Genomic DNA, 12,756 nt, shown 5'->3' on the forward strand with positions numbered 1-12,756 from the left:
GAAATGATCTTAAAGAACATATTTGATTATATACTTGCATTAATCCTACTAATTTTTTTAGTGGGATTAATTGTTTTGTTAATTATCATAAGTTCTATAGATACCAATCAATTTGGCGTTTTTACACAAAAAAGAGTTGGGAAAGACGGAAGATTTTTCAATATTTATAAAATCAGAACGATGAAAGGGGTTTCTAAATCGACAATAACAACGGATCAACATCAAATTACCAAAATTGGAAAGATTCTTCGAGATTATAAATTGGATGAATTACCTCAATTGTTCAATATTTTAAAAGGAGAAATGAGTTTTGTTGGACCTCGTCCTGATGTCGCTGGTTATGCGGATAAATTGATTGGAGAGGATAGATTGATGTTGAAAGTTAAACCTGGAATTACTGGTCCAGCTCAATTAAAATATCGAAATGAAGAACAAATTTTATCCAATGTAAATGATCCAATCAAATATAATGATGAAATTCTTTGGCCAGATAAAGTTAAGATCAATGTAGAATATGTAAAGAATTGGAGTTTTCGACAAGATTTGATTTACATGTTTCAAACAATATTCAAAAAATAGAAGAGAATCCTAAAATTGGATTCTCTTCTATTTTTAAAAATATTTTTGTTTTTCTAAACTTGAATAACACCTAAATTAAATTGTTTTTCAATCGGAGCATGATTTGCAGCTTCAATTCCCATCGAAATCCATTTACGCGTATCCAAAGGATCAATAATTCCATCTGTCCACAAACGTGCCGCAGCATAATAAGGACTTGTTTCATCATTGTATTTTGCTGTAATTTCGTTCAAAAGTTCTTGCTTTTTCACTTCATCAACTTCTACACCTTGTGCTTTCAAAGTGGCTTCTTTTATTTGTAACAAAACTTTCGCAGCCTGTTCACCTCCCATAACTGCCAATTGAGCCGAAGGCCAAGCTGTAATTAATCTAGGATCATATGCTTTTCCACACATAGCATAGTTTCCTGCGCCATAAGAATTTCCAACTATAATCGTGAATTTTGGAACAACAGAATTCGAAACTGCATTTACCATTTTCGCACCATCTTTGATAATACCACCATGTTCAGATTTAGATCCAACCATAAAACCAGTTACATCTTGTAAGAAAACTAACGGAATTTTCTTTTGGTTACAATTCGCAATAAAACGAGTTGCTTTATCTGCAGAATCTGAATAAATCACGCCACCAAACTGCATTCCGTCTTTTTTAGACTTCACAATTTTACGTTGATTAGCTACAATTCCAACCGCCCAACCATCAATTCGCGCATACGTACAGATGATTGATTTCCCATAATCAGGCTTATATTCGTCCAATTCCGAGTTATCAACAAGTCTGTTAATAATCTCATACATATCGTACTGCTCAGAACGTGATTCAGGTAAAATACCATAGATTTCTTTCTCATCTAAAGCAGGTTTTGCTGCTTCAATTCGATTAAATCCAGCTTTTTCATAATCACCAATTTTACCAACAATAGATTTTATTCTATCCAACGCATCTTTATCATCTTTTGCTTTATAATCAGTCACGCCAGAGATTTCGCAATGTGTTGTTGCTCCACCTAAAGTTTCGTTGTCAATATCTTCGCCAATTGCTGCTTTTACCAAATAACTTCCTGCCAAGAAAATAGAACCTGTTTTGTCTACAATCATTGCTTCGTCGCTCATAATTGGTAAATATGCTCCACCAGCAACACAACTTCCCATCACAGCAGAAATTTGAGTAATTCCCATTGATGACATGATTGCATTATTGCGGAAAATTCGACCAAACATTTCTTTATCAGGAAAAATCTCATCTTGCATTGGTAAATAAACACCTGCGCTGTCCACCAAATAAATAATTGGCAATTTATTTTCCATCGCAATTTCTTGAGCACGCAAATTCTTTTTACCTGTAATTGGGAACCAAGCACCAGCTTTTACTGTCGCATCATTTGCAACAACAATACACTGTTTACCAGAAATGTAACCAATTTTCACAACAACACCTCCCGAAGGACATCCGCCGTGTTCTTTGTACATTTCATCTCCTGTTAAAGCACCAATCTCTATGTTCGGTTTTTTTTCGTCTAAAAGATAATCAATACGTTCTCTTGCAGACATTTTTCCTTTGCTATGCAACGCATCAATTCTTTTTTGACCTCCACCAAGGTAAACTTGATTCAGTTTTTGGCGTAGTTTTGAAAGTAATAATTTGTTATGATCCTCTCTTTTATTAAAAGTTAAATCCATTGTGGTTTTCTGTTTGTTTACAGCCCTAAACTAATGAATTTTATCGAATTCTTAAAATGAAATTTAGACTTGAGAATCAACGAATACAAAGTTCTTACAATGCGTTTGAATTTGAGGAAAAAATGATAGAAAATCAGTTTCGAGATTAGAATAATTTTTTTCAAATTCGGGAATGATTTGATGTAAATTATTCTCAAATTTTGCTCGACTTCCGATTCCTTTTAATGTTTTTTGAACGCCTTCTATGGTCGAATAATTTTCGAACCAATCATATTTCAACAAATAAAAAATGATTTCTTGTAGTTTTTTTGGAAGCGAATTGTATTCATCCTTAAATAATTGATAACAATCTGATTTGAATTTTTCGAAAGGAGTTTCAGAATAATTATTCCAATATTTAATCAAAAAATAATCATAAATCACATCAATAATAATTGGTGCAAATTTGTGTTGTGTTTCGTGAAAATAACTTGAACTTTGTTTGACAGTTTCGTGAGAATCTGTAAATGTATCAATTGAACGATGCAATAAAATGCCTTTCTGAATATCTTCTGGAAAATCTAAATATTGTTTTCCCTTTACAGTTTCACCAAGCAAATTTCCAATTTGAAGCGATTGATTTCCGAAAGATAAATATTGATGTGCGACAAAGTTCATAAGGCTTGTTTAGTATCATAAAGTTAAGTTTTTTTGAATAAACCTGTGTTATTTTACTGTGAAGAAAAAAGCCATCTAAAAAAGATGGCTTAAGAATTATATTTTTATTCGTTATTTCCAGAAATTTGATTGATTTTTTCTTCTAAAATCGGATAATATTCGATCATAGAATCTTTTAAATTTCGATCCAAACTTAATGCATTTTGCAACGCTTCATTTCCTAATTGATCTTGCTCTGTAATATAATAAACATTGCTTAATTGATAGAAAAATTCGGCACGATTAAAATTCTTCAAAGCGCCTGTTAATAAGACTGCGATCGCTTGTTCGTATTCGCCAACGGCAATCAAAGTTTCGGCGTAAGCAAACCAAGTATTGAATACTAAAGGTTTCATTTCAACAAGTTTTGAAAGGTTTTTTATAGCTTCCTCAAACTTCATTTGTTTCAGAAAATAGTAAGTTGAATCTGTATAATATTCGTAACTATCGCCATTCAATTCTATTGCACGCTGAATGTAATATTCGGCTTCTTCAATATTTTCTAATTTGTTATAAAGCGAAGCTGCTTTTGCCCAAACTTTATCCAATTGTGGATCTTCTTTTATCGCAATATGATAAGCTTTCAATGCTTTTTGTGGTTTTTCTAACTTTTCGTACAATTCACCAATTTTCATATGCGTAACAGCGGGCGAATCATCAAATTCTAATGTTTCTTCTAGTGTTTCTATTGCTTTATTGTATTCTCCTAATTCTTCCAATGAAACTGCTTTGTTAGCATGGCCAACAATAGAATTAGGATTAATCGCGAGCACGTAATCCAACGCATTTATAGCTTCGTCATACATTTTTTTGTGATTGTACAACAAACCAAGTTGCAACCAAGAAACTTCTGAATATGGATTATCGTCAATAAAATCTTTTAAAAATTCGATGCATTCATCAGGATTATGAATTTCTTCGTAGCATTGAATAATAGAGTAGAAAGTATAATCATTTTCTGGATTGAATTTCAATGCTTTTCTGAAAGCAATCAACGCAGAATGAACTTCATCTAAATTCAAATATTCATTTCCGATACAATTGCAAATAAAATCTGTTTCTTCTTCGTCTATTTGCAAAGCTTCTTCATAAAAACTTATCGCTTTTCGAGGCATATTTTTCATTCCCCAAAATCGCGCTTGCACCAAAAGATAATCTAACTCGTTTGCAGCTAAATCTTTTAAATCTTTGATGAGTTTTGCAGCTTTTTTTAAATCCTCAATTGTAAGAAAATATTCAATTCTTTTGATTTTGATATCTATATTCTCGGGATGCATTTTTTCTGCAAAATCTAGCGCACGTTTTGTGTATTCGCTATCATTTACTTCAATATAGAATTCAAGAATTTCGACCAAATCCTCTGAATCGTAATATCTATATTCACGATTATCAAGCATTTGCTCAAAACCTTCAATTAGCTCGTTATTAAAAAAATCTTCGTCCATAGTGATAGACTAATTTACAAAATAAAATGTGCAAAAATCATAACGAATTGTTAGAGTTTTGCACATTTGTTAAACAATTAAAATAGATTGTTTTAGATAATATTTTTGATGCTTTCGATCATTTTATCAGCTAATTTATTTGCATTTTCTTCTGAAGTACTTTCAGTATAAATACGAATAATTGGCTCTGTATTTGACTTTCTTAAATGAACCCATTCTGTAGGGAAATCAATTTTAACTCCATCAACAGTATTGATTTCTTCGTTTTTGTAAACTTCTTGAATTTTCACTAACAATTCGTCCACATTGATTTCTGGTGTTAATTCGATTTTCTTTTTCGCCATAAAATATGCTGGAAAAGAAGCTCTAATTTCAGAAACTGATTTATCTTGTTCAGCTAAATATGTCAAGAATAAAGCAATTCCTACTAAAGAATCGCGTCCGTAGTGCAATTCTGGATAAATAATTCCACCGTTTCCTTCTCCACCAATTTTAGCGTCAACGTTTTTCATTTCAACCACAACATTCACTTCTCCAACTGCTGATGGCGAATATTTTTGACCATATTTTTCAGAAATATCGCGTAATGCACGAGAAGATGATAAGTTAGAAACTGTTGCTGAAGGCGTTTTTGATAATACATAATCTGCGACTGCAACTAATGTGTATTCTTCTCCAAACATTTCACCTTTTTCGTCGATAATTGCTAAACGGTCAACATCTGGATCAACTACAATCCCGAAATCAGCTTCTTCGTCGATTACTTTTTTGCAGATATCACCTAAATGTTCTTTTAAAGGCTCTGGATTATGAGGAAAATGTCCGTTTGGCTCGCAATACATATCGTAATGAATCACACCTAAACGTTGTAATAACTTAGGAATTGCAATTCCTCCAGTTGAATTTACCGCATCAATCGCAACTTTGAAATTTTTCTCTTGAATCGCTTTTGTATTCACTAATGGCAAAGCCAAAATTTTCTCGATATGTAAATCAATTGCATCATCAAACGTTTCATAAGAACCTAAATCATCAACTTCTGCAAATGTATAATCATCTTTATCTGCGAAAGCTAAAATTTGTGCGCCGTCTGCAGCAGAAACAAATTCTCCTTTTGCATTCAATAATTTCAACGCATTCCATTCTTTTGGATTGTGAGAAGCAGTTAAAATAATTCCTCCATCTGCATGCAAATGTGTCACCATAACTTCTACAGTTGGCGTTGTAGATAAACCTAAATCGACAACATTAATTCCTAATCCTTGTAAAGTTGAACAAACTAATTGAGAAACCATTTGTCCAGAAATACGAGCATCACGCCCTACAATTACTTTATATTCTGATTGATTTGATTGATTCTTAAGCCAAGTTCCGTAAGCTGCTGCAAATTTTACAGCGTCTATTGGAGTTAAATTATCTCCTGGTTTTCCTCCGATTGTTCCACGAAAACCTGAAATAGATTTGATTAGAGACATAAATTTTATTTTATAGTGTTACAAATTTACAAATTACAAAAACTTTTCTTATCTTTTTGGAACGATTTTAGTTAAGATTTACTTAACAATTTTTAAAACCATAAAAAATAGTATTAATTATGATGACAACTTCATTTATTATGTTAGGTATTACCGGAGTTTGGAGCTTTTTGGTATACTTAGTGTTCGGTTTAATTTGTGCTGGAATTGCTAAAGCAATAATGCCAGGTAAAGATCCGGGAGGATTTTGGGTAACTGCACTTATAGGTATTATTGGTGCATATTTAGGAGCTTATATGCGTACAATTTTAGGAATTTCTCATGATGGAGAAGTAAGTTTTTTCAGTCCATTGGATTGGATTTTTTCAATTTTAGGATCATTATTAATCTTATTTATTTGGAAAAAATTATTAGCTCCAATGTTTAATAAATAATTCATTACAATTATAAAAAAATCCTTTATCAGTCTCTGATAAAGGATTTTTTTTATTCATACTATTTATAGAGGAAGAATTGCTTTTTCGTATTTCTGATTAATCATAATTGCAGAAGCTTCGTAAAAAGCAATAAATCCGCAGATGATTCCTGTCCAACCAGCAAAATGTAAAATACTTTGACTTCCTGTAAAGTTACCTGCTGCCAATAAAAAGAACAATAAAGTTAATGAACCAAATAATAATTTTCCGACCAAATTACCTTTTAATGTTTGTAAAAAGTTGATTAATGTAAATAATCCCCACATTCCTAAATAACATCCCATTGAATTTCCGTCCGGTTTTTCTACGCCAAACATCGGTGCTAACCATGTAAATACAAGTGTTAACCAAAAAGCGCCATAAGACATGAATGAAATACTACCAAAGTTGTTTCCTTTTTTCCATTCCATAACGCCAGCCACAAATTGTGCTCCACCTCCAAAGAAAACACCCATTCCCATAATCATACTATTAACAGGAAAAAAGCCTGCATTGTGTATGTTTAATAAAACAGTTGTCATTGCAAAACCAAATAATCCTAAAGGTCCAGGGTTTGCTGTTTGGTCTTTAATCGAGTAAATATTATTCATGTTATTTATTATTTTGAGACAATAATAATCTGAAAATAATAAATAAAAAAGAATTTATTCATAAAAAGTGTATAATATACACTACAAAAGTATTTTTAATTGAATAAATTATTGGTATGTAATAAATTGAATACTTAATTTTTTATTGTCTTGAATAAATAAAAAATCCGTTAATTATCATTAACGGATCTTTGAATTTGAAATATAGTTTGATTATTTCTTTTTGTTCTTTTGTTGTTGCTCTTGCATTTCTTGAGCTTGTTTCATCATTTCTTGCATTTTCGAAGCAAACTTACCTGTCTTTTTAGGTTTTGTTTTATTTGTTTCGATGATTTGATGAATCTTCGCTTCGTGAATCATATATTTCTTAATATATAACACGATGAAAATATTAATCGCATTGGATACTAAATAATACCAAGATAGACCAGAAGCATAATTGTTAAGGAATACAAAGAAGAAAACTGGCATTACATACATCATGTATTTCATGAATTGCATGTTTGGCATTCCTTCTTGTTGTGGCATTTGGAAGTTATCCATAGATCCAGAAACTTTAAAATAAATCATCATTGCAACAATGTATAATAAAGCGAATACACTTAAGTGACCATTAAGGAATGGAACCCATTCTGGTAATTTGATTAAATCATCGAATGCTGTTAAATCGTCTACGAACCAGAAAGGAACACCTCTCAAGTCGATTAAGTTCGGGAAGAAACGGAATAACGCATAGAAAATAGGAATTTGTAATAATGCTGGTAAACATCCTGCTAATGGATTGATTCCTGCATTACGATAAATTGCCATTGTTTCTTGTTGCTTCTTCATCGCATCTTTCGGATCCTTGTATTTTTCGTTGATTTCATTCAACTCTGGACGAACAACTTTCATCAATGCAGATTGACGGTATTGTTTGTACATAATTGGAGATAAAATCAATTTTACAACGATTGTCATCAAAAAGATTACCCATCCGTAAGTGATTCCTACTGAAGCTAACCATTTGAAAACATTCAAGAAGAAATATTTATTCAACCAACCAAATAATCCCCAACCAAAGTCAATTAAGTTTTGGAATCCTTTGTCGTTGTAATCTTTCAACATTTTATAATCCAATGGAATAAAATCCCATGTGAATTTAGAATTGATTTCACTATTTTTCAACTCTAATTTAGAGTTTAAGTGATAGTGTTTACTATAAGTTAAATCCTCTTTATCAGAGTTTTTAGAACCACCTTTTGTTGTTTTAAACCCTTCATCATTTGATAAAACTGTTGCGAAGAATTGTTGTTTGTTGGCTACCCAAGAAATAGCTTCCTCTTCTTCCCATTCGTCAGAACCAAATAATTCGTATTCGATGTCTTTGTTTCCTTTGAACTGAAAATAAGTATGCGACCAATATTTTTCTTGATCTTTCCCTTTCTCAGTACTGAAACCGTCCATTGTCCACGCTAAATCTACATTTTTCTCAGAAGTGATGTTAGATAAACCTTGCGTTTTAATTTCGAAATCGATACCATAAGAATCTCCTAATGTATAGATGTATTGAATTTGACTATTTTGAGCATTCGCTGTAAACGTAACAATTGTATTGTTCGCATTTTTCTGTACTTGAGGCACAAAAACTAAATCCGAAACATTAAGAACAGCTCCTTGTTTTGTTTTGAATGATAAGTTGAACTTACTTGATCCATCTTTTATCAAATGTAAAAGATCTTTGTGTCCATCTTTTTTGTCATTGTAAGCTGTATATCCAACGATTTGTACGTCAGAAATTTGAGCTCCTTTTGGCGAAAAAGTAACTTTTAATTTATCATTACTAACTTCAATATCTTTTGCTAATGTAGGATCTACAGTTTGAAAAGCTTGTGTTGTAGCTGTTTTATTTAATTGTTCCTGTTTTTTTGCTTGCTCTTGCTTTTGAACTAATTCTTTTTTCTGAGCTTCGACCTCCGCTTCCGAAGGTTTGTTTAGAAAATAGAATACGCCAAAAAGAATTGCAATTAAAATAAAACCAATCGTTTGGTTAAAATCAAATTTTTTCTCTTGTTGCATTTAATAAATCATTTTGTTTATTCAATAAAGAAGCTTCGATAAAACTTATAAATAAAGGATGTGGCGAAGCAACTGTACTTTTATATTCCGGGTGGAATTGTACACCTATATAATATGGGTGTTGATTATGTTCTAAAATTTCTACTAATTCTGTTTCAGGATTTTTACCAACTGGAATAAAATTGTTTTCAACAAATTCATCATAAAAATCATTGTTGAATTCATATCTATGACGATGACGTTCTAAGATTTCGGTTGTGTTGTAAATTTTCTCAATTTTTGAATTAGGAGTTAATTCACATTTCCAATTTCCTAAACGCATTGTTCCTCCTTTGTCCGAAACATCTTTTTGATCTTCCATCAAACTGATAACAGGATAAGGCGTTGTTAAATCCATTTCTGCTGAATCTGCTTTTTCGTAACCTAAAACATTACGCGCAAATTCGATTGCCATAATTTGCATTCCCAAACAAATTCCTAATGTTGGAATATTATTTCTTCGTGCATAATTTGCAGCAATTATTTTACCTAAAATACCACGATCTCCAAAACCTGGCGCGATCAAAATTCCCGAAACTCCTTTCAATTGCTCTCCAACATTGTCTTCTGTAATATCGCCAGAATATACCCAACGAACTTTTACATTCGTTTCGCAAGTTGCAGCAGCATGTGTAAATGCTTCTGTAATTGATTTATAAGAATCGTGTAACGAAACGTATTTACCAACTAAAGCAATTTCTATTTCGTTTTTAGGATTTTTATGATTTGATAAGAATTTGTTCCAAACTGTAAAATCTGGTTCTTGATCAGTTGGCAAATCTAAGCCTTTTAAAACAACTTCGTCAAAATTTTGTTTATGTAATAAGAATGGAACCTCATAAATTGTGTCTGCATCCATACTTTCGATTACATTTTCTTTGCGAACATTACAGAATAAAGCCAATTTAGCTTTTACATCTTTTGGTAAATGACGCTCCGTACGTGTAACTAAAACATTGGCATGAATACCATTTTCCATTAATGTACGAACAGAATGTTGAGTAGGTTTTGTTTTTAATTCTCCCGCAGCAGCTAAATAAGGGACTAATGTTAAGTGAATAACAGAAGAATTATGTTCTCCTAATTCCCAAGTTAACTGACGGATAGATTCGATATAAGGTAAAGACTCAATATCTCCAACCGTACCTCCAATTTCAGTAATGATGATATCATAATCACCTGTATTACCTAATAATTTGATACGACGTTTTATTTCGTTTGTGATATGAGGAACAACTTGAACTGTTTTTCCTAAATAATCTCCACGACGTTCTTTTTCTATAACTGTTTGATAAATACGACCTGTAGTAACTGAGTTAGCACGAGATGTTGCACGGTTCAAGAAACGCTCATAATGTCCTAAATCTAAATCGGTCTCTGCACCGTCTTCCGTAACGTAACATTCTCCATGCTCGTAAGGATTAAGTGTTCCTGGGTCTACATTTATATAGGGATCCAATTTCTGAATTGTTACTCTATATCCTCTTGCTTCTAGTAGCATTCCTAATGATGATGCTACGATTCCTTTTCCTAACGACGATGTTACTCCTCCGGTAACGAAAATGTACTTTGGTGCTTTGTTTGTTTCCATTGAATCTTTAAATCAATGGTTGCAAATTTACGAATAAATAATGGGGTAAAAAAAAGTGGGAGTGAAATTTAGAAAAATAAAAATAGGCAAGCGATCTACATCACACCGCTACGACCGTATACCTTTGCTACGTTCCCGTCCTGGAGGATTCAACAGGAGCTGGTTGTGTAGGACTTGCCTGATGCAAAGGTAAGAAAGTTTTGTAAAAATAAAAGGGTTTAGGGAAAAAAATAAATAATTTTATCAAAAATGTAAATAATGAATTGATTTACAATAAAAAAGTGGAACTATAAAAGTTCCACCCACATTGAAAAAAATTAATTTACTTTAATAAAAGTAATTGATGAAATGAATTTACTTTATTATTGTTTAATAAATTTTACAGATTTGGTAGTATGATTTGAATTGATTGTAATAATGTAAATTCCTTTTGATAATGATGATACTTCAATCTTTTCTTTTATATTATTAAGATTTGATTTTTTAACTACTTTCCCGTCAATAGTTGTAATTGTATATTGATTGATAATATAATCAGATGAAATGTTAAGTGTTGATGTAACCAAAGTAGGATAGACGTTTATATTACTTGTATATTTGATACTTTCGTTTGTATTTAATAGTTTTTCACTTAGCTTGACAACCCATCCTCTTCCAAAGTTAAAAGCAGAATTATCATAACCTCCAATATATTTTCCGTTATTAGATATTGTTAAAGCTGTTCCCATCATTCCATCATAAGTATCAATAGAGAAACCAGCTTTTTTAACATAATCGCTTAAAAGTTGTACTTGATCTCCAAAAGATTCATGCCAAATTACAGCTTCTCTAACTAGTTGATTAGCACTATTCATAGTAGTCATATATCCTACAGCAATTCCATTATCAGAAATATCTTCAAAAGCTCCTGCATAAAAACCATCATAGATTTTTATAGATTTTCTTTCACCTGTTTTATGATTATAGACCATAGGAAGCCCTTCCCATTCTCCTGCCATTAGCCCATTTACATTAATTTTCATAATATCTGAAACTGCGGATTTCGGAAGAGTTTCATCTATGTATGTAATCTTTAAATCTTGATCGATTAAACAGGGGATTCGTCTTGTTCCTCCATTATTTCCTTCATCATCAACCCATCCAGCCATTAACCCTTCGTCATTAATAGTGTAAACAGCTAATGCTAAATATTTTTCATTAAATATAGGTCTTAGTTCGCCTGTTTCTGTATAGTAAATAAAAGATCCATATATGTCTTTATTATTAATTCTTTTTGACATTTGACCAACGATATACTTTCCATTTTCGGAATAATCAAAAACAGTAAAGGTACTTTTGCCGAAAACAAAATCTTGAAAAACGCCAATTTGTTTCCAATCACTTGTTTTTGTTTTAAAAGCAGGTACTTTATTACTTGTTCCAGAAATTTTCATTTCTCCAGTAATATCACCATTGTCATTAATTGTATTTAATTGACTTATTCCTAAAGCTGTTTCAGCAATTGTGTAAACCTTTGTGTTGTAATCGAAATATTTTACAGCAGATAAACCTAATCCATTATTATTAATACTTCTAATTGATGTACCTAAAGCTTGAGAAAAATAAGCTTCTGTTTGTGCATTTATTTGTAAAGTACATAAAGTAACAAATAGGGATAAAAAGTAATGTTTTTTCATATAAATATTAATTTCTTGAATTCAAAATTAATATTCATTTTCAGAAATCACTTCTGTTTGCTATTTGAAATTCGTGAATTATTAATTTACTTTTCTTTATTTAATAATCTGGATAATTCTTGATTTAAAGCAATGTTTTCTGAAGTGATTTTTTTCTTTTTTCTAAAATATAAAAAACTGATTAATAATATTATAATGAATGATAGAATAATGGTGAAAATAGAAGTAAATAACGATTTCTTTTCATCATAATTTGCGTCTTCTTCAATTGATTGTATAGCTTTATATACAGATTTCGTTTCTGATAATACAACTTGCTTATTATAGATAGAAGATAAACTATCAGCTTCTTCAAAAAGTTGCCAATCTTGTTTTGCAATTGCATTTAGGCTAATTAAATTATAGATATTTCTTTTTAATGTAGGATCTTTGTAATCTTCCCCTTGTTA

The 12,756-nt window shown here is 31.3% G+C and carries 10 protein-coding genes and 1 other RNA gene; 2 read left to right on the forward strand and 9 right to left on the reverse strand.

The features are described 5' to 3' along the window. The first annotated feature begins 3 nt into the window (after window positions 1-3). Complete coding sequence (locus B3R94_RS03290; RefSeq protein ID WP_291098666.1) at window positions 4-579, forward strand: sugar transferase; 576 nt, start codon at window positions 4-6, stop codon at window positions 577-579. Window positions 580-632: 53 nt separating this feature from the next. Here the strand turns inward: B3R94_RS03290 and B3R94_RS03295 are convergent, their stop codons facing one another. From B3R94_RS03295 to glmM, 4 genes are all read right to left on the reverse strand, one after another. Continuing rightward, on the reverse strand, window positions 633-2,261 hold the full coding sequence (locus B3R94_RS03295) for an acyl-CoA carboxylase subunit beta (RefSeq protein ID WP_291098669.1): 1,629 nt from the start codon (window positions 2,259-2,261) through the stop codon (window positions 633-635). Window positions 2,262-2,324: 63 nt separating this feature from the next. Beyond that, a complete protein-coding gene (locus B3R94_RS03300) occupies window positions 2,325-2,918 on the reverse strand; it encodes an ACP phosphodiesterase (protein ID WP_291098672.1) in 594 nt (197 codons plus the stop codon). A 104-nt stretch (window positions 2,919-3,022) separates the two neighbouring features. Then, window positions 3,023-4,402: a tetratricopeptide repeat protein gene (locus B3R94_RS03305; protein ID WP_291098675.1), complete on the reverse strand. Its 1,380-nt coding sequence runs from the start codon at window positions 4,400-4,402 to the stop codon at window positions 3,023-3,025. A gap of 92 nt (window positions 4,403-4,494) precedes the next feature. Continuing rightward, a complete protein-coding gene (glmM, locus tag B3R94_RS03310; RefSeq protein ID WP_291098678.1) occupies window positions 4,495-5,877 on the reverse strand; it encodes a phosphoglucosamine mutase in 1,383 nt (460 codons plus the stop codon). A gap of 119 nt (window positions 5,878-5,996) precedes the next feature. On the opposite strand from glmM, the gene B3R94_RS03315 reads away from it, so the two are divergent. Then, window positions 5,997-6,311 carry a GlsB/YeaQ/YmgE family stress response membrane protein gene (locus B3R94_RS03315; RefSeq protein ID WP_125349703.1) on the forward strand — a complete coding sequence of 105 codons (315 nt, stop codon included), beginning with the start codon at window positions 5,997-5,999 and terminating at the stop codon, window positions 6,309-6,311. A 65-nt stretch (window positions 6,312-6,376) separates the two neighbouring features. Here B3R94_RS03315 and B3R94_RS03320 read toward each other — a convergent pair whose 3' ends face one another. The 5 genes from B3R94_RS03320 to B3R94_RS03340 form a co-directional block, all read right to left on the reverse strand. Continuing rightward, a complete protein-coding gene (locus tag B3R94_RS03320) occupies window positions 6,377-6,943 on the reverse strand; it encodes an acetate uptake transporter (protein ID WP_114998990.1) in 567 nt (188 codons plus the stop codon). A gap of 213 nt (window positions 6,944-7,156) precedes the next feature. Then, window positions 7,157-9,001, reverse strand: coding sequence for a membrane protein insertase YidC (gene yidC / locus B3R94_RS03325; protein WP_125349701.1), 1,845 nt, complete (start codon window positions 8,999-9,001; stop codon window positions 7,157-7,159). After that, window positions 8,979-10,631 (reverse strand): CTP synthase, encoded by a 1,653-nt coding sequence (locus B3R94_RS03330; RefSeq protein ID WP_125349700.1) that lies wholly within the window; start codon window positions 10,629-10,631, stop codon window positions 8,979-8,981. Before B3R94_RS03330 ends, yidC begins: the two co-directional genes overlap by 23 nt. An 81-nt stretch (window positions 10,632-10,712) precedes the next feature. Next, an RNA gene (gene ffs / locus B3R94_RS03335) (signal recognition particle sRNA small type) lies at window positions 10,713-10,811 on the reverse strand. A 182-nt stretch (window positions 10,812-10,993) separates the two neighbouring features. After that, window positions 10,994-12,307, reverse strand: a complete 1,314-nt coding sequence (locus tag B3R94_RS03340) for a T9SS type A sorting domain-containing protein (protein WP_038335404.1) — start codon at window positions 12,305-12,307, stop codon at window positions 10,994-10,996. Between the last annotated feature and the right edge of the window lie 449 nt (window positions 12,308-12,756).

It is taken from the genome of Empedobacter sp. UBA7611 (assembly GCF_002484365.1).
GTDB lineage: Bacteria > Bacteroidota > Bacteroidia > Flavobacteriales > Weeksellaceae > Empedobacter > Empedobacter falsenii_B.

Bases quoted from the DNA above. Each gene is read 5' to 3' on its own strand.
- B3R94_RS03290 (WP_291098666.1), top strand. From the start codon at position 4: ATGATCTTAAAGAACATATTTGATTATATACTTGCATTAATCCTACTA.
- B3R94_RS03340 (WP_038335404.1), bottom strand. From the start codon at position 12,307: ATGAAAAAACATTACTTTTTATCCCTATTTGTTACTTTATGTACTTTA.
- B3R94_RS03315 (WP_125349703.1), top strand. From the start codon at position 5,997: ATGATGACAACTTCATTTATTATGTTAGGTATTACCGGAGTTTGGAGC.
- B3R94_RS03305 (WP_291098675.1), bottom strand. From the start codon at position 4,402: ATGGACGAAGATTTTTTTAATAACGAGCTAATTGAAGGTTTTGAGCAA.
- B3R94_RS03295 (WP_291098669.1), bottom strand. From the start codon at position 2,261: ATGGATTTAACTTTTAATAAAAGAGAGGATCATAACAAATTATTACTT.
- B3R94_RS03320 (WP_114998990.1), bottom strand. From the start codon at position 6,943: ATGAATAATATTTACTCGATTAAAGACCAAACAGCAAACCCTGGACCT.
- glmM (WP_291098678.1), bottom strand. From the start codon at position 5,877: ATGTCTCTAATCAAATCTATTTCAGGTTTTCGTGGAACAATCGGAGGA.
- B3R94_RS03300 (WP_291098672.1), bottom strand. From the start codon at position 2,918: ATGAACTTTGTCGCACATCAATATTTATCTTTCGGAAATCAATCGCTT.
- B3R94_RS03330 (WP_125349700.1), bottom strand. From the start codon at position 10,631: ATGGAAACAAACAAAGCACCAAAGTACATTTTCGTTACCGGAGGAGTA.
- yidC (WP_125349701.1), bottom strand. From the start codon at position 9,001: ATGCAACAAGAGAAAAAATTTGATTTTAACCAAACGATTGGTTTTATT.